Genomic DNA, 17,650 nt, shown 5'->3' on the forward strand with positions numbered 1-17,650 from the left:
ATTGGCGCAACGCTGACGCCGCATCACACTGAAATTAGCGCTCTGACGTTATTGGCTTCCATCTGGTCCCCAGGTCCCGCCGACACAACCTGCCCGCGAACCAGCACGACATAGTCGTCGGCTACCGCCTGCGCGAAATCGAAAAATTGCTCTACCAGCAGGATCGACAGCGATCCTTTCAGCGAACGGATCACTGCCTCGATCTCCATCACGATCGACGGCTGGATGCCCTCGGTCGGTTCGTCGAGAATCAGCAGCTTTGGATTGGTCAGAAGCGCCCGGCCAATCGCAAGCTGCTGCTGCTGTCCGCCCGACAGATTGCCCGCAATGCGCCGGCGCATCGTCTTCAGCACAGGAAAGGTATGAAAGACGTCGTCGAAGGAGAATTGCTTGCCCTTGGCGGTCTGATTGCGCTCGCCCGCGTAAGCGCCGATGCGCAGGTTTTCTTCGACGCTGAGTTGCGGAAAAATCTCGCGTCCTTGCGGTACGTAGCCGAGACCCGCGAGCACGCGTCGATGCGACGGCGTGCGCGTGAGCGGCTGACCCGCCAGTTCGATTTCACCGCCTTTGACCGGCAGCAACCCGACGAGGCACTTCAGCAAGGTCGTCTTGCCCACGCCGTTACGGCCGAGTACGACGGTGCAGGCGCCTTCGGCCACGTTCAGCGACACGTCGCGCAACGTGTGGCTGCTACCGTAAAACTGATTGAGTGCGGAAATCTTCAGCATGTTCACCGTCCGAGATAAACCTGAATCACGCGCGGATCGTTGCGCACGCTCTCCATCGATCCCTCGCCGAGCAGTTGCCCTTCATGCAACACGCTGACGAGGTCCGCGATCTCGCCGACAAAATCCATGTCGTGCTCGATCACCACCACCGCCCGCTCGGGCGACTTGAGCCGCGCGATCAATTCGGCGGTGCGTGCGGTTTCATGGTCGGTCATGCCGGCAACCGGTTCGTCGAGCAGAATCACTTGCGGATCGGCGACAAGCAGCATGCCGATTTCGAGCCACTGTTTCTGCCCGTGCGACAGTGTGCCGGCCATTCGATGCCCTTCGGACTCGAGCCCGATCGTCTCGAGCACTTCGTCGATGCGCCGGTTCTGTTGCGCGCCGAGGCGCGAGCGAACCATCTCCGCATATCCGCGACCGTTGCGAATCGCCAGTTCGAGGTTTTCGCGAACCCGCAACGCTTCGAACACGCTCGGCTTCTGGAACTTGCGGCCGATGCCCAGGCGCGCGATGGACGTTTCGTCGAGCGTCGCGAGGTCCGTGACCTTGTTCAGAAAGACCTCGCCGCCGGCCGGCCGGGTCTTTCCCGTGATGACGTCCATCAACGTCGTCTTGCCCGCACCGTTCGGACCGATGATGGCGCGGATCTCGCCGTAACGGAACTCCATCGACAGATTGGTGATCGCCGCGAACCCGGAGAACCTGACAGACAGGCCGCTGATGTAGATGGCCGTAGCCCGTTGTGGGTGATTCATCGGCCGTCTCCCTTGCTTTCGCTGCCGGCGGCCTTGAGCGTGCCCCACACCCCGTTGCTGAAGTAGACAACGATCACGAGCGTGACGGCTGCAAGAATGAAAGGCCACACCGCCGGCAGTTGCGCGGTCAGCCAGAACTTGAGTCCGTTGACCACGATCGCGCCGACGATTGCGCCGATCAGCGTGCCGCGCCCACCGATGGCCACCCACACGGCAATCTCAACGGACAGTTGCGGCGAAACGATAGTCGGGTTGACGATGCCGACCTGCGGCACGTACAGCATGCCGGCAAATGCCGCGAGGACCGCCGAGAGACACCATGCGAAGAGCTTCAGCGTATGCGTGCGGTAGCCGAGAAAACGCATCCGCGCTTCGTCGTCGCGCACCGCGATTAGCGCCCGACCGAAACTGGAGCGCGCGAGAAAGCGCACGCCGACATAGGCCACCACCAGCAGCAGGCACGAACACACCGCGAGGCCGATCTGCGTGGACGTATCGGCAAGCTTGCGGCCCGCGAGGCTCGTGAAGCCGGTCATGCCGTTGTTGCCGCCGAGGCCCACGTCATTGATGAACAACAGCAGCATCAGCGCATACGTGAGCGCCTGCGTGATGATCGACAGATACACGCCGTTGATGCGCGAGCGGAACGTGACGAAACCGAACGCGCCGGCGACCAGCACGGTGACGACGATCGTGACGACGATCGTCACGTCGAGCCGCGAGAGCATCTTCCATACGGCGGGAAAATCGTGCGCGCCCATGTATTGCATGAAGTCCGGTAATACGTGCGTCTCAGCGTAGGCGCCGTTCAACAGATAGATGGCCATCATATAGCCGCCTATGCCGAAGAAGATACCGTGCCCGAGGCTCAGGATGCCCGCATATCCCCAGACCAGATCGAGCGCCAGCGCGAGCAGCGCGAAACACATGATCTGTCCGATCAGGTTGATGCCGAACAGCGATAGATGCAGCGCATTCGACTCCGGAATCACAAAATAGGCGAAGGGCAGATAGAGCGCCACCAGGACCAGCAACGGGACGATGCTGACCTCCACGGTCTGGCCCATCCATTTCGTTGCGAGTGCCGACAGGGTGAATCTCCTGCTAGTGCGCGGATCGGGAAACGTGTTCATACGCGGGTCTTCAATGCAAAGAGTCCTTGGGGGCGCTTCTGGATAATCAGCACGATGAGCAGAAGCACGGCCACCTTGGCGGCAACCGCTCCGTAGAACGGTTCGATAAACTGGTTGATTTCGCCGAGCGCGAGCGACGAGACGACTGTCCCTGCGAGACTGCCCGCACCGCCTAATACCACCACCATGAATGAGTCAACGACGAAGCCCGTGCCCATCGACGGATTGACACTGGCGATCTGTGTCAACACTACGCCGGCCAGTCCCGCGAGACCCGCACCCAGGCCGAACGCGATGCGATCGACACGCTCGGCGGGCACGCCGAGGCAGCGCGCCATGTCGCGCAGCTGCGTGGTGGCGCGCATCAGCAATCCGAGCTTCGTGAAGCGGACCACGGCGAAGGTTGCCGCGAAGATCAACACGGCGAGCACGATTGCAAACACGCGGTTGTAGGTCACGAAAAAGCCGGGCGCGACCTGCATGCCGCCGTTGAGAAAGCCGGGCGTGATGAACTCGACGTTCTGCGAGCCGAACAACACCTGAATCAGCTTGATCAACGCGATGCTGACCGCCCAGGTGGCGAGCAGGGTCTCCAGCGGCCGGCGATACAGAAACCGGATGACGAAGAATTCGAGCAACATGCCGCACGCTGCGCAGATCATGAACGCCACGGGAATCGCAACGAAAATGTAGGCGTCGAACCAGCCCGGCAGATAGGCCTGCATGAAACGTTCGACGAGATACGTCGCGTACGCGCCGATCATGATGAATTCGCCATGCGCGAGATTGATCACGCCCATCAGGCCGAACACGATCGACAGGCCGAGCGCGGTCAGCAGCAACACGCCGGCGTAGCTCAAGCCGCTAAACAGAATCGACAAGCCCTTGCCGAGCGACAGCCACGTGTCCATGTGGCGAATCGCGCCCTGCACTGCAGCCAGCACGTCCGGATCCGAGCGCACGGAATCCTGCGCCGCAAAGTTCGCCAGCGCGGTGCGCGCGGTTTCGCTCGGCACCTCGGCGACAGCCTTGATCGCCGCCAGGCGGTCGGCCTTCACATTGCTGTTCAGCCCGCGTTTAGCCAGAGCCAGCGTGAGAATGGTCGCGATATCCGGGTCGTGCTGCGCCTTGACCGCACGGGCGACGACAGCGGGATCGAGCAATGCAAAGAACTTGTCGACTTGCCGCGCAGCCGTCGCGCGGGTGTCCTGCTGTGGCGAGAAGAGGTCCATTTCCGCCGACGCCACCGCGAGCCTGCGCATCATCACGATGCTCGGCACATAGGGCGAATCCGCCGGCGCGTTGGCGCGCGGCTGAAGCGTCGCCGCGTCGAGCGCAGGGTTTTCCTGCAGCGTCGCCTGACCGTCTGCGCCGCACACCAGCGCGCCGTTACGAATCGCATCGACGACCTGACGCGCCCACGCACGCTCATGCGTATCATCCGACACGCCGGCTTCGACGAGTTGCTGTAGTGCAGCGGCCTTATCGCCGTCCGTCGCGCAAAACGACGTGAGCATCGCAGCGCGGCCCGGCGCGGCGCTCGCGCTAGTGGCCCAGACAAGCGCCAAACAAGCGATCGCGAAAAAGATCTGCCTGAAATTGATCATGGGTGTTTCCATTCGATCCTGCTACGGGGATCGGCATGCTTGCGTATGCCGATCCCACCACTGCCTGACGATTCGACAGGGACTGTCAAGCCTTGCCGATGAACGGGCTGAATGGCACCGGCTTCTCGATGTCTTTGGACTTCCACATAACGTCGAAGCCCTGAGTCGCGTTGATCGAGCCGATCATGTCGCCACGCCACAAGTACTGCGTGGAAGCGTCCATCTTCACGGTGTAACCCGCCGGATCGACCATCGACTGACCCGCGAGCGCCTTGCGCACCGAGTCCGTGCTGATGGACTGCGCTTTCGCGGCAGCCTGCGCCCACAGATTGATGCCGAGATAGGTCGACACCATCGGGTCGATCACCATGTCCGGCCGATGCTTCAGGTTGTGGGCGCTGACGTAGTTCTTCCATTCGCTCTTGAACTGGCGGTTCTGCGGCGTATCGACGTTCTGGAAGTAGCACCAGCAGCTGAGGTGACCGACCAGCGGCTTCGTATCGAGGCCTTCCAGATCGCTGTCGACTACGTCGAGACCAAGGATCGGAATATCGGTTGCGCGCACGCCCTGATTGATCGCTTCCTTGAACATCGCCGGAATCGAATCGCCGACCACCGTCATCACAACGATGGCCTGGCCGCCCGGTTGCGCGGCGAAGTCCTTGATGTCGCGCACGATGGTCTGGAAGTTCGACTGCCCAAATGGTACGTAGTGTTCGCGCCATGCCGAGTCAGGAATGTTCTTGGTCTTCAGATAGCCCTTGAGCATCTTGTTGATCGTGCGTGGCCAGACGTAGTCGCTGCCGATCATATAGAAGCGCCTGGCGCCGCCGCCCTGATCACTCATCAGGTAATCGATCGCCGGGAGCACCGAGCTGCTCGGCGGCGAGTTCAGATAGACGACGTTCTTCGACTGCTCTTCGCCTTCGAAGTGAAGCGGATAAAACAGCAGACTGTCCTGCGACTCGACCACCGGCAACACCGATTTGCGCGACACCGAGGTCCAGCAGCCGAACAGCGCCGCGCATTTGTCGCGCAGGATCAGTTGCTTCGAGAGCTGCGCGTACATGGGCCAGTCCGACGCCGGATCGACGACGACACCCTGTAGCTTGCGCCCGAGCACGCCGCCCTTGGCGTTGATCTGATCGATCGTCATCAGTGCCGTATCTTTTAGCAGCGACTCGCCGTTGGCCATCGTGCCCGATTGCGAAAACAGCAAGCCGAGCTTGATCGGATCGCTGGCTCCCGCGGCAAACGCAGCCTTAGGTAGCGCAGTGCCCGCAGCGGTCACCAATCCGGAGCCGACTGCCGACAGGAAGGTACGTCTTTTCATTTGCTTCACTCCGCCATGGATTACAAATCGCAAACGCAAAAAGCCCGAAACCAGACAAGCTGGTTTCGGGCTTTTTTGGCCGGTGCCGCTCAAGACGCCTTTGTCTCGAACAGCGAAATAGATGCTGTGGACCCCCGTCATGCACGATGGGTCAGCGCGACTCTATAAGCAATGGCTATGCCAGCTTTTGCTATCGGTCGGGATGCGGGCCGCAAAACCCTTTTGTGACCCGGATGCGAATTGATCAGTTGCGTTCCTGCCAAAGCGGAAGGCATTATAAATAAAGCAGTCGGCGCGGCTGACTGGCTCAGCACCGCACAAATAAAGTGCGCTTGCGCACCAGCCGCGTGCCACTCGCACAAAACAGCGTACTTCCCAAACGTAACGACAATTGGTTTTATCGAATGCCCCGTATTGATGCCGGCCGTACCTCGGACCCAATCAGAATTGGCGTGCTCTACTCACGCTCAGGCGTGACCTCAGCCGCGGAGCTCACTCAACTGCAAGCCACCATGCTTGCGGTGGAGGAGATCAATCGCGCAGGCGGCGTGTCAGGACGAGAGATCGAACTCGTCTGTCTAGATCCGCAATGCCAGCCGCGGCGCTATTCCGACCTCGCCGAACAACTGATTCTCGAACACCGGGTTCGGGTCATCGTCGGCTGTTATATGTCCAGCACGCGCAAGGCGGTCATTCCGATTGTCGAACGGCATAATGCGCTGCTCTTCTATGCGACACCGTATGAAGGCTTCGAATACAGCCGCAATGTCATCTACACTGGTGCGGCGCCCAATCAGAACACCCTGCCGCTCGCCGGTTTCATGCTCACGCAGTTCGGCTCACGCGTGAGCATGATCGGTTCAGACTATGTGTGCCCATACGAGTCGAATCGCGTGATGAGCGATCTGATCCTCGAACGCGGCGGAGAAAAGGTGGACGAAACCTATCTGTCGCTCGATGCGCCGTGGGAGAGTTATCTGGACATCGCAAAGCGGATCAAGCAACTCGCACCCGACTTCATTTTCTCCACGGTAGTCGGTGAAGGTATTCCGCATCTGTACCGTGCGTTTGCGCAGGTCGGGCTCGATCCGTACCGCACGCCTATCGCCAGCCATATGACCAGTGAAGCCGAAATTGCGGTAATGGGAAACGACCTCGCACAAGGACACATCACCTCGGCCGCGTACTTCCAGAGTGTGGATACAGCAGCGAACCACGATGCCGTCGCTCGCTATCAGGCCCGTTTCGGCGAGGATCAGCCGACCAACATGTGCTGGGAAGCCTCCTATTTCCAGATGCATCTGCTCGCGGATGCGATCCGCCGGGTTGGCTCCGACGACCCGACGCTGTTGCTGCGCGTGTTGCCCGGACTCGAGTTCGACGCGCCGCAAGGCCGCGTGCGGATCGACGAGCACAATAACCACACATACCTGCATCCGTTGATTGGCCGGGTCGACGCGCATGGCCGCTTCGACATAATCGGACGCGCGCCTGAACGCGTGAAGGCGGATCCCTACGTCGTCTCTCACAGCACGCCAGCGTGGACCGCGCACGCGCATCCTGAACTCGCACGCGCGGGAGCAGATCGATGAAGCGGACCGCGCAGACGCCGGCGATCCTGCGCGACCTGCGTTCGCTAAAAGTCGTTGTGATTCATCCGCAGGATCAGGATGGCGAAGAGTTGCTCGCGCAGCTTCAGCGCATCGGCTGTGACGTGCAGGTATGCTGGCCGCGCCTCGACAGCCTGCCTTCCGACACCGGCCTCGTCATCATGGCGATGCGTCCTGAGGCGCTGTCAGTCGATTACCCGTGGCTCGGAACCAGTACGTCGCCGCCGGTGATTCCGGTCGTGACCTACGAAAATCCGATCACCATCGAAGCGGTGCTGCGGTTGAATGCGTTCGCTACGATCCCGTCGCCGGTTCGCTCGTTTGGGTTATTGACCGCCATCGCCGTCGCGCTCACGCAATTCAAGGCATCCCGCGCACGTGAGCGATACATCGAGCGGCTCGAGCAGAAGCAGGCGAAGGTTCGGGTGATCCAGCAGGCCACGCGGATCGTAATGGACTCGCGCGGCATGTCTGAAGAAGATGCGTATCAACTGCTGCGCTCAAAGGCCATGCTCAAACGCGAACAGATCGAGACGGTGGCCGGCGACATCGTCAAGGCACACGAAACCCTGAGTTTCTAACCTCGGCGCGGTGGCGTTGCGCAGGCGCAATTGGGTTCGAAGTTTGGGCGCTGGTGCCGCAGTAAGAGATGGACGGTAGAGTTTCGGGGATACAAAGTCGCTGCAGCGGCGGAACGCCTTCCCAAGCACGAGTAGAAGCTTGTTGGCCCAGCGGTGCTCTGTGGAATGATCGACCGCAATTCCACGCTCGGCCATCATTTCCTCGAGATGAAGCAAGCTAAGCGGATAGGCGACGTACCAACGCACGCAGGTCAGGATCACCTCCAGCGGATAATAATGTAGCCGTATAAGCACGCCTGCCACACCCGGTTCCATCTTATCGACGAGCTTCTGCCGTGGCACGTGGCCGACAAGCTGCACACGCCAGCCAGTCCACCGACCCCGGCTCCCTGACCCGCCGGCTTCGAACCACCATCGTGCCTCATGCGCACGCGCCTGGACGAACGGGCCGCGTGAGCCACTTACTTTTTTCCTACCTTCACATCGCGAAGCGAAGGGCTGGCACGCATGCAGCCTGTCGATGCTCAGGCAAAGCCGCTCCAGCATGAGGCCGCGAGTTTATCCGTCATCTCAAGTGGAGACGATTCCATGGCGCAACCTTGAGAGCCTCCCCTCAAAAACATACGCGAAACGCGTAGTTGCGAATGTTCCTTGCACCAACGTCCCGCGCCGAAACTGTTTGACTTCCTGAGATCGCCCCGTACAATGGACTCATGTTGCAGCGCAGCATTTAGCTTTCGGCCATCTTGGTGCGTATCTGGTTTCACTCGTAGCCCTTGACGCCTTACCTTACGGAGCAGTGATGAACACACTTACCCCTCAGCAGTTGATTGCCACCCAGCAAGCCAACCTCGACGCATTTTTCGGCGTTGCGAACAAGGCATTTGCAGGTTTCGAAAAGCTGGTCGCGTTGAATTTGCAAGTTAGCAAGGCGACTCTTGCCGAAAGCCAGGAAATCGTGACCAAATCCATTTCGACCAGCAATCCGGGCGAGCTGCTCGCATTGCAAGCAAGCCTCTCCCAGCCTGCTGCGGAAAAGGTGGCCGCATACGGCCGCAGCGTTTACGAAATCGTGTCCGAAGTTCAAAGCGAGATTTCGGCCGCCGCGACAGCACAGGGCGAGCAATTGCAGCAAGATATTCAAGGGTTCGTCGAAGGTCTCAAAAAGCGTGCGCCCGCAGGAAGTGAATCAGCTTTAGCTGCGTGGAGCTCGGTCTTCTCTGCGGCGAACGCGACCTACGAATCGGCCAACAAGGCCGCAAAGCAGTTCGTCGCTACGGTGTCCACCGTCCAGTAACACCGCTGTTGTCCCTTTGCGCTTATGTGTTCTGAAAATGCGAACTTCGGTTCGCATTTGTCCTTTCTGCATTGGACGCATTGAGAAGCGGCGAATGTCGACCGTGACTCGATTTGTTTGAAACGTTGAGGCGCCGCAAAATGGCGAGGGTGGCTCGCCGATAGCTCACAGCTCTGCCGCTTCTTGCAATCAGAATACGCCGACCTTTCGGTCAGTACACGCCGGATATGGAGCGATCGGACAAGACGTTGCGCCCATACAGGGCGTCAACCCAAGGAATGAATCAATGGACAGACTGCATGGACGACCGATTTGATAGACGGGAACTGTTGCTGCACCTTGGCGACATGCTCGACGCGTTGAGCTGTTTGGCCAGGACGAGTGACCCGGGTGTGTTGGTGACGCAGCTCGCGCAGGGAAATGATTCCTTGCAGAATTTCGAGTTCCTCCGGGCACTGTCACCAGATATGACGGTGGCAGCGTTCAGCCAGGGCGTTGCTAACGCGTTCTGCATGTGGCCACGAGAACTGTTGGAGGCGGAGCTCAACCGGGACGACTTGGCGTCAACCGTTCAGCGCCACCTTTTTCACGGTAACCCCAACGGCTGGAGCGCGTATATCAGTCACGTCCAGAAGAAAGTGACGTGGTTCGGCACGGGACTCTCGACCATGAACGAGGACTCCGTGGTCGAACCGTCCCACGATGCCGAAGATGAAGCGGGTTCGGTTGAGGCGCCGCCTTTGGCCGAGCCGGCCGCGGCGTTGGAGGTCGAGGTCCGCAACGAGAAGAGAGGGTGGCCTTGGCCCGAACCGAGGTCCACGTCGTAACGCAACAAGCTCGTGGCTAGGTCAAAGTAAATGAAAGATACCCGGCCGGCGCTACCAGGTATCTTTCCCGTTCTGACGCGGACCCATGCACCTTGCGTCGATACTTCGGGCGCCGGCAGTTGGTTTTTAACTGCCCCCGAAAAAGACGTTGCATTGCGGGTCCACTCTGCACGGCCTCATACTTTTCGCACCGCTTTGCATCTTTGTATCATGCGTGCCGCCATAGGATTCCATTCCGGCACTCGGTGAAGACGCAGCCTGAGTCGCGGTATTTTCTGCTGGCGTAGGTTGTGGCGCCTGCGGCGTGCTTTGCGCATGCGCAGACCCGATTATTACAAACAGCCCTACAGCACTAACAACCAATTGTGATTTCATGTCGGCTCCTTTATCTGACGTGGAGTTGAAATCCACGCGATTTGCAATGCACGCGTCCCTTGGTTGAAATCCAGACTCGAATTGCGGACGCGAAGATGAAACCGTATCCGCGGGACACCGTCCAGGGACCGGGTTTTAGATGTTTGGGAAGATACCAGGCGCAGTGCGCCGAGCGGGGATTGCTGGCGCAACGTGGCGTGCGAACAGGCAATGTCAACGGATTTTGTGGACCCCTCGACACGAAGTAGTCGCCCTCCAAGTACGTTATAGAGCCTGATAAGACGAAACGGAAGCGAATATTTAAATCGAATGTCTCCGTACAGCGCAGCGGTCCACTTTGGGTGGCAGATTGAGATATGAAGATTGACGCGCTAGTGCTCGTCCCTGCTTTGCCCTCAAATCACCCTTCCGAAAACATTGCCAGAATCGTTTGCTGTTTTACAACTTAGCCCCCCAAAAATCGCCAACATTCGCCGCCTCTGGCAAGGCAGATAGATCGTGGTCAAAGGCCACTCGATTCGCAAGGCAGCGAAGAGCATGTTCACGCCCGCTTGAGCTGATGCGTGCCTGGATTGCATGCAACGAGCCTGCAGCGAGACAGCCGCTTGCGTCATGAGCGAGCTTTGCAGAACTCCCCATGGCTCGCCTCGACTTCACCCGTAAAAACACCGCTACTTACGTGTGCTGCCATCGGACATTTCATATGCCGACCGTACCTCCCCCGTCGAGTAAGCCCCGGTGTGCCCCTGCGTGCCGCGCCGTACATTCGTGTGCCGACGGACCATCAGGAAAACTCTCCCGTCTTGCAAAGACAGGCCATTGCCGACTATGCGCTCGCCCATCATATAGGCATCGTGCGTGAGTACGAAGATGCTGGCATCAGTGGCTTAACGTTGCGAGAGCGTCCGCGCTCATACAGTGACTTCTGGATGTGGTTAATCCGCAGCGGAAGCTCCGCAGTGTGCTCGTGTACGACGTTAGCCGTCGGGCCGATGCCAGGACGTCGATGAAGCCGCGTTCCATGAGTATGCATGCCGTTGTGCCGGAGTCGATGTTATCTACGTTGCGGAGTCCTTTGAGAACGACGGAAGTCCGGCATCGTCAGTGCTAAAGGCGCAGAAGCGGGCAATGGCCGCGGAGTTCAGTAGGGAGATGTCTCGCAAGATTTCCCTGGGACACTGTCTCAATGTTCAGCGCGGATTTCATACGGCAGGGCCGCCCGGATACGAATCAAGGCGCACCCTCCTCGACGCAGACCGCCACGTCAGGCGCTCCCTCGACCGATACGGACACAAACGAACACAAGCGTGTCCAAACCGACCGGATCATCATCACGCCGGCACCCGAGGGCGAGGCCGCGGTAGTTCGGAAAATTCTCGAACGGTATCCTTACCATATCGCCTTTGTACGACTCAACTGCCATACCGCGACAGAACCCTCGCCCGGCTATGCTTTCACGTCAGTCGCTTGTGCTGACCGCAGTACGCATCTTGCATTCCGCGGCGAACCCGTGCCCGTGCCTCTCCCCGTGCGCGTATTGGTGCTTACGTCAACACCTGGCCGCCATCGACCACCAAGGTCTGGCCGGTGATCCAGCTCGCGTGCGAACTGGCGAGAAACAGCACCGCGCTCGCGACCTCCGCGGGCGTCCCAAGCCGTCCGAACGGAACCGAACGCTGTATCCGCTCATACAGCTTGGGATCGGAAGTCTTGCGCTGCTCCCACGCTCCACCGGGAAACTCGATCGAGCCGGGCGCAACCGAGTTGACCCGGATCCGATCCGGCGCGAGTGTCAATGCATGGGAAGCCGTGTAGTGCACGACCGCTGCCTTGATCGCCGCGTAAGACTGGGTGCGTGTCGACGGACGCAGCGCCGAGATGGACGTCACATTGACGATGGCGGCGTTGGCCGACTGCCGCAGGAACGGAAGCGCGGCATGACCCGCGCGCACCGTTGCCATGAGGTCGACCTGGATGCCGGCCTCCCAGCCGGCTTCGGTATCCCCACCCCCGAAGCCGGACGCGTTGTTGATCAAAATGTCGATACCGCCGAGCGCCTTGCCGGCGGTCGCAATGTAAGCGGTGATCGCGTCGCCGTCAGCGAGATCGCAAGGTGCGGTATGGACCGGACCGTCATAGACGGCCAACTCGGCCTCGACCGCTTTCAATCCTTCCAGGTTGCGTGCACACACGGACACGGCGGCACCTGCCTGCGCGAACCCGAGCGCGATGCTGCGGCCGATACCGCGCGAGCCCCCCGCGACAACGACGCGACTACCGTTGAAATCGAAACCCATGTTTTTGTCTCCAGAACCGTTAAACCAGCACGTGACCACCGTCGACAACAATGACCTGCCCCGTGCTAAAGCCCTGCTGCATCAGGTAAAGATACGCTTGCGCGACGTCGCTCGCCTCCCCGACCCGCTGTACCGGCATCTTCCCGGCGATATGGTCGTAGAGACTCTCGCGATCGGCTTTGCTCATGTTGTCCCACAGCGCGGTACGCAAGACGCCGGGGGCCACGGCGTTCACACGGAGCGGCGCAAGCTCGACGGCCAGTGTCCGCGTGAGTGACTCGATCGCCCCCAGGATACTGGACGGGATCGTCCACGCAGGCAACGGACGCGACGAGGCCACTCCGCTCGTAAGGGTGATGGAGCCGCCCGCGCGAAGGATGGGGGCCGCATATTTGACGGCCTTGAGCGCACCCCAATAGCGCACCTCGAAGGCCCGCTGAGCGGCTTCGATGCTAAGTTCAGCAAGGGTTTGCAGGAACAATGACTCGCCAGCGGTGTAGACGAGGTGGTCCAGCGCACCGATGCGTGCGAAAAACGCGCGCACTTGGCCCTCGTCGGTAAAATCAAGTGACTCGCCGCGCGTGCCTTGAGGTAGGCGCTCGAGTGCGGCCGCGACGCGCTCCGGCCTACTCGAGGCGATGATGACTTCGGCTCCGGAACGCGCCGCAGCTTCGGCTACGGCAAAGCCAATTCCTGACGTGCCCCCGGCCACCACGACCCGGCTTTGTTGAAGAGTAATGCTGGTAGATTGGCTGTTTGCCATGCTTGAAATTTCCGTGAGAGAGCGGTCCACGCGGCGGCGTCCAGCGTAACGCAGCAGGTGCTGCCGAACTACAGTTCGACGCGCTACCGCGGCCGCGTGTGAGTGTACGAGATTTGCGGCATTCGCGTTGAAGGCGCCGCTCGGAGAGTACATTTCTCGAGATCGTCGCATTCGGTGGACCAAGGTGACGTGGGCCTTGTCACCGTGACAATCCATCGGCGCGCTTAGTCGTGTTGAGCAGGAGACGCGTCGCCGTGCCCAATGAGCCAATCACCCTCGGGCTACGGAACATGCCCAATCATCGAGGAGCGGCTCGAGTATCGTCACGTCGAGCGCTGTGCGACCAGCGCCGACCGGTCCACCGAGACTCGCTACCTGAGCGAGCAGGTTCGATTCACCGTCATGCCTCACGCGCACGCGTATGGACGAACGGTCCAGGCGAGCCGCTCACGGACAGCACGTCGGCGCCGAAAAAAAGCCCGCCACAATGGGCGGGCTAACTGTTTCTCGGAGAACGCCTCTTGGTGACACGACTACCGGCGCCGTTGTCAGGCCTCTCGCGCCCGAACAACGCACTTGATGTAGTCTGTCACCCCTTCAATACGCGGCTCGCCCCAAGGAAGGGAATGCTCCGCTCCCACGAGTTGAGCCCCAACGTTGCAAATATCAGTGATCGTCGGTTGAAGAACGCTCCTTCTTGCCGCACGCGGATCGCGACAAGATCTGCGTCACTCAACCGTTCGATCAGGCCTTAGAAGCGGGTGCGCATGCCTGCACCCACCACCACCTGGTTCTTCGTTGCCGCAATGCCGCCGATAAACGAGCTTGCGCCTTCAAATGCAGCCAGGTTCGAACCCGCCTGTGCCGACAGACCGCCGCTCAGGTGTGACCAGTTGGCAACCGCGTACACGTCCGTGCGCTTCGACAGGTTGTAATCCGACAGCAGGCTGAGCTGATTCCACTTCGGCGATGCCGAGTTCTGAGCGTTGCTGAACTTGCCATCGGTGAAGGTGTAAGCCGCGCCCAAGGTCCATGCCGGGCTAACGTTGTAATGCGCGTTCACTTCGTAGTTCGTGAAATGAACATATGCGGAGTTCGCAAGCGACAAAGCCGCGGTGCCGCTGGTGAAACCGGTTGCATTGTCCAGCTTACTGTCCGTGATCACAAAACCAACTTTCGCCGGGCCGAACGTATAGTTCAAGCCGCCGCCGAAGATACGCTGACGTCCTGCGGTAAAGGCCGCATCAGCGCTGCTGCTGGCGGCGCTGCTATCAACCGCGCCACCGGTGTTGGTGACTACGCCCAGGCCCGCGGCGTTGTTGGTCAAGCTGTTGTTGATTTGCGTGTAGCCCAACGTCGCCAGAATCGGGCCGTTGTTGTACATGGCGCCGAAACTGTATGCACGGTTGTTCCCGAAGCCGCCGGCCTGGTTCGAGAAGCCAAACAAGCCGCCGAAGGTCAGGCCCGAGTAATTCGCGCTCTGGTATTTCACCGCGTTGTTGATGCGGAACGTACCCAGCATGTTGTCGTTGTCCAGCGCGTGCGCGAAGACATTGCCGCCTCCGCCGTTGGAGTTTTCCATCGACACACGGCTAACCCAGTCGTACATGAATTCGTTCTGACGACCCACGGTCAGGGTGCCGAGCTGGTTGCTCGACAGGCCGACATAGGCGCTACGGCCGAATTCACGGCCACCCTGGCCAAGCTTGCCGTTGCTCAGCGTGAAGCCGTTTTCCAGGACGAACAGTGCCTTGAGACCGCCGCCCAGATCTTCGGCGCCTCTCACGCCCCAACGGTTGCTTTGCATCATGGCGTTGCTCAAGGCGACATTGCTGTGGCCTGTATTGCCGACGCGAGTGTTGTTGGTGTAGCTGATGCCGGCATCCAGCAGGCCGTATAGGGTCACGCTGCTTTGCGCGTGTGCTGCGGTCGCGCCGAGAGCTGTGAGCGTCGTGGCAAACAATACTTTGTACTTCATCAAGACTCTCCGTAACTGAATGTTCCTCGCAAACAGGGGAGCGTCGCGAGAGACGGGAGTCTAGCCTTGCAAACAGCAACAATTTTCGCAATTCTGCGTTTCGTATGTTTCGCACATATATATCAAAATCGTAACCTTGAGGTCATGTGGCTGACAGCTATCGGACGTGCCGCGTGAGTTTGTTGCTCAATTGATCGATTGAACATTTGAGCAAAAGAAACGGTCCCGCCGAGGGGCCGCGCTGCGCTAGCTATGCTTGCCTCGCTGGCGATCAACGTCATTTGCTGGGTGGTGGCCAGCGTATCGGCCACTCCAAACAGCGCACGTTAGGCAATCGTCCGGGCCCCACGACCGCACGGCGTGAGAAGCGACGATCCATGAATGCGAAAAAGCGCCCAGGACGTGAAGATCTGAGCAGAGCCATCGGGAACCGACAGCGGAGGTGTCGATACGAAACTGGTCCGCTGCCGGGCATTGCCTCGATAGCGAGCCGGTCTTTGACTGCAAGCGCACAAGTGCCGCGCACGCAAACTGCTATGCCGACCTGACCCAGTTTCTCCGTGGTACTTCCGCTCTCATTGCTTTTCACTCGAACCGCTGTATGCAGCACGCTGGCGATGGACGACGTCCGAGTCGATATCAGCCGTTCCAGCCCTTGTGCGAACCGGAAATATCCGTTCCTCGCTGGATGATTTATCCCGTGATCGTTGACGACTATAGTTTTGTCACTACGACGCGGTTACCCTTTGTTCAGGAGAGGAAAATGAAATCGCTGAAGATCGCCCTCGTTGCCATGTCGCTGTGCGCTGCGGTTGCTCATGCGCAAGAAACCACCGCACCGGCCGCAGACGGGGCAGCTAAAAAAGCTGCCCCGCCCGAGGTGTCCCGCGCCGCAGGCCTCAACGCACGAGGTTCTGCTGCGCCGGCTGACGCGAGCAAAGAGGGAAAGTGTGTTGGTCCACTCACCTTCTGCGACATTTTTTCGGGCGGCTAAGCGCAAACCGAACTTTCGCAGTTGCCGGCCATCAACACTGCGTGCGGCGCGTCGTCATCGGCACGTCAGGGTTGCGCAGGCGCTATGATCGAGGCCACGAACTCCTCACCCGGCCCACCCGACCGACAGCCGGGGCGGAAGAACCACGTGTCACCCCGGCCCGTGAGTGAGCCGACTGTGCGGCCTCAGGTTCAGCGGATAGGCCACGTACCAGTGCACGCAAGTCAGGATCATATGAAGCGGACAATGATGGCGTTTGAGCACTCAGGCCACAGCTGGATTCAATGTCTTCATTGAGCTTTCAGTCGGTCGTGTCGTTCCGCACTTCATAACGGACCGCCTTATTGCAGCAGAACCTTCAAACGTCAGGTCCATCCAGATAGCTGACCTTCGCCCGTCAATCATCCACGTCGGCGCCGCGTTGGCATCACCGGCGTCTCAGGTGCTCGTCCTGCTCGAACAGGTCGACGATCCAGTCGATGAACACGCGGACTTTGGCGCTCAGATAGCGGTTCGGCCGGTAGATCACGTACACCGGGTTGACGTGCTGCTGCCAGTCCTCGAGCAGCGGCACGAGTTTTCCTGCGGCGATCGCGTCACGCACCGAGTACGTCGGCGCCTGGATTATCCCGAGGCCCGCGAGGCCCGCGGTCAGATACGCGTTCGTATCGTCCACGACTAGCCGGTGATTCAGCGCGAGATCGCCTCTCTGATCGTTGTGGGAAAACTGGAACGACAGCGAGCGCCCGCCGCGCGACGGGGTCATGCCGACGGTCGGCAGATCGCGCAATTGGTCCGGCGATGCAGCCGTGCCGTGCGCGCCGAGAAACGCGGGCGTTGCGCAGGTCGTGAAGCCGAAGCTGCCGATCTGCCGCGCGACCAGGAACTGCTCGTCGACATCGCCGGCGCGGATCGCGCAGTCGATGCCTTCGGCGACCAGGTCGGTGCGCCTGTTGCCGAGGTCGAGTTCGATCTCGATGTCCGGATACGCGCGGTAGAAGTCGGCGAGTGCCGGCACGACGACGAACGTGCCGATCGCCGTCGGGGCATCGACGTGGATCCTGCCAGACGGCTTTCTCAGCGCATGCGTGGTCGACGATTCGATGTCAGCGAGTTCCGCGAGCAGGCGCACGACGCGCTCGTAGTAGATCGCACCTTCCGGTGTGACTGTCACCGAGCGCGTCGTGCGGTGCAGCAGGCGAACCTTCAGATCTGCCTCGAGCCTCTGGATGAGCCGCGTCACCGTTGCGTTCGGCACGTCGAGGGTGTCGGCCGCCTTCGCGAACGTCCCGGCTTCGACCACACGGACGAACGTGTTCATCGCTGCGATGCGGTCCATGATGCGCGACTCCGTTCGATAGGGGGAGAC

The 17,650-nt window shown here is 60.1% G+C and carries 15 protein-coding genes and 2 pseudogenes; 6 read left to right on the forward strand and 11 right to left on the reverse strand.

From position 1 onward, the window contains the following. Positions 1-23: 23 nt before the first annotated feature. The 5 genes from urtE to P0D89_RS28575 all read right to left on the reverse strand — a co-directional run bounded on the left by urtE (position 24) and on the right by P0D89_RS28575 (position 5,559). Entirely contained in the window at positions 24-728 is a 705-nt protein-coding gene (gene urtE, locus P0D89_RS28555; protein WP_062086627.1) for an urea ABC transporter ATP-binding subunit UrtE, read from the reverse strand. Between the two features lie 2 nt (positions 729-730). Next, complete coding sequence (gene urtD, locus P0D89_RS28560) at positions 731-1,486, reverse strand: urea ABC transporter ATP-binding protein UrtD (protein ID WP_408363067.1); 756 nt, start codon at positions 1,484-1,486, stop codon at positions 731-733. Then, positions 1,483-2,619, reverse strand: coding sequence for an urea ABC transporter permease subunit UrtC (gene urtC, locus P0D89_RS28565; RefSeq protein ID WP_408363069.1), 1,137 nt, complete (start codon positions 2,617-2,619; stop codon positions 1,483-1,485). The genes urtD and urtC overlap by 4 nt, the downstream gene beginning before the upstream one ends. Next, the gene (gene urtB / locus P0D89_RS28570) at positions 2,616-4,226 is read right to left on the reverse strand and encodes an urea ABC transporter permease subunit UrtB (protein ID WP_408363071.1); all 1,611 of its coding nucleotides are present in this window, start codon (positions 4,224-4,226) and stop codon (positions 2,616-2,618) included. Before urtB ends, urtC begins: the two co-directional genes overlap by 4 nt. Before the next feature lie 85 nt (positions 4,227-4,311). Then, positions 4,312-5,559, reverse strand: coding sequence for an urea ABC transporter substrate-binding protein (locus tag P0D89_RS28575; protein WP_408363072.1), 1,248 nt, complete (start codon positions 5,557-5,559; stop codon positions 4,312-4,314). A gap of 404 nt (positions 5,560-5,963) precedes the next feature. On the opposite strand from P0D89_RS28575, the gene P0D89_RS28580 reads away from it, so the two are divergent. Then, a complete protein-coding gene (locus P0D89_RS28580) occupies positions 5,964-7,151 on the forward strand; it encodes a transporter substrate-binding domain-containing protein (RefSeq protein WP_408363074.1) in 1,188 nt (395 codons plus the stop codon). After that, positions 7,148-7,750: an ANTAR domain-containing response regulator gene (locus tag P0D89_RS28585; protein ID WP_408363075.1), complete on the forward strand. Its 603-nt coding sequence runs from the start codon at positions 7,148-7,150 to the stop codon at positions 7,748-7,750. The genes P0D89_RS28580 and P0D89_RS28585 overlap by 4 nt, the downstream gene beginning before the upstream one ends. 105 nt (positions 7,751-7,855) lie before the next feature. Here P0D89_RS28585 and P0D89_RS28590 read toward each other — a convergent pair. Beyond that, a pseudogene (locus P0D89_RS28590) lies at positions 7,856-8,065 on the reverse strand (IS6 family transposase); the annotation flags it as partial. A 487-nt stretch (positions 8,066-8,552) separates the two neighbouring features. Between P0D89_RS28590 and phaP the strand changes: the two are divergent. From phaP to P0D89_RS28605, 3 genes are all read left to right on the forward strand, one after another. Continuing rightward, complete coding sequence (gene phaP, locus P0D89_RS28595; protein WP_408363077.1) at positions 8,553-9,047, forward strand: TIGR01841 family phasin; 495 nt, start codon at positions 8,553-8,555, stop codon at positions 9,045-9,047. Positions 9,048-9,346: 299 nt separating this feature from the next. Continuing rightward, positions 9,347-9,874: a hypothetical protein gene (locus P0D89_RS28600; protein ID WP_408363079.1), complete on the forward strand. Its 528-nt coding sequence runs from the start codon at positions 9,347-9,349 to the stop codon at positions 9,872-9,874. 1,145 nt (positions 9,875-11,019) lie between these two features. Continuing rightward, positions 11,020-11,259 carry a recombinase family protein gene (locus P0D89_RS28605; protein WP_408363137.1) on the forward strand — a complete coding sequence of 80 codons (240 nt, stop codon included), beginning with the start codon at positions 11,020-11,022 and terminating at the stop codon, positions 11,257-11,259. Between the two features lie 534 nt (positions 11,260-11,793). Here P0D89_RS28605 and P0D89_RS28610 read toward each other — a convergent pair. From P0D89_RS28610 to P0D89_RS28620, 3 genes are all read right to left on the reverse strand, one after another. After that, on the reverse strand, positions 11,794-12,546 hold the full coding sequence (locus tag P0D89_RS28610) for an SDR family NAD(P)-dependent oxidoreductase (RefSeq protein ID WP_408363081.1): 753 nt from the start codon (positions 12,544-12,546) through the stop codon (positions 11,794-11,796). A 19-nt stretch (positions 12,547-12,565) separates the two neighbouring features. Further along, entirely contained in the window at positions 12,566-13,309 is a 744-nt protein-coding gene (locus P0D89_RS28615) for an SDR family oxidoreductase (RefSeq protein WP_408363083.1), read from the reverse strand. Between the two features lie 751 nt (positions 13,310-14,060). Beyond that, the gene (locus tag P0D89_RS28620) at positions 14,061-15,287 is read right to left on the reverse strand and encodes a porin (RefSeq protein WP_408363085.1); all 1,227 of its coding nucleotides are present in this window, start codon (positions 15,285-15,287) and stop codon (positions 14,061-14,063) included. A gap of 763 nt (positions 15,288-16,050) precedes the next feature. On the opposite strand from P0D89_RS28620, the gene P0D89_RS28625 reads away from it, so the two are divergent. Next, positions 16,051-16,281 carry a hypothetical protein gene (locus P0D89_RS28625; RefSeq protein WP_408377558.1) on the forward strand — a complete coding sequence of 77 codons (231 nt, stop codon included), beginning with the start codon at positions 16,051-16,053 and terminating at the stop codon, positions 16,279-16,281. 183 nt (positions 16,282-16,464) lie between these two features. Here the strand turns inward: P0D89_RS28625 and P0D89_RS28630 are convergent. Next, positions 16,465-16,545, reverse strand: a pseudogene (locus P0D89_RS28630) (IS6 family transposase); the annotation flags it as partial. Positions 16,546-16,708: 163 nt separating this feature from the next. Next, the gene (locus P0D89_RS28635) at positions 16,709-17,620 is read right to left on the reverse strand and encodes a LysR family transcriptional regulator (RefSeq protein ID WP_408377559.1); all 912 of its coding nucleotides are present in this window, start codon (positions 17,618-17,620) and stop codon (positions 16,709-16,711) included. Positions 17,621-17,650 lie beyond the last annotated feature (30 nt).

This window comes from Paraburkholderia sp. RL18-085-BIA-A (assembly GCF_046027075.1).
Lineage (GTDB): Bacteria > Pseudomonadota > Gammaproteobacteria > Burkholderiales > Burkholderiaceae > Paraburkholderia.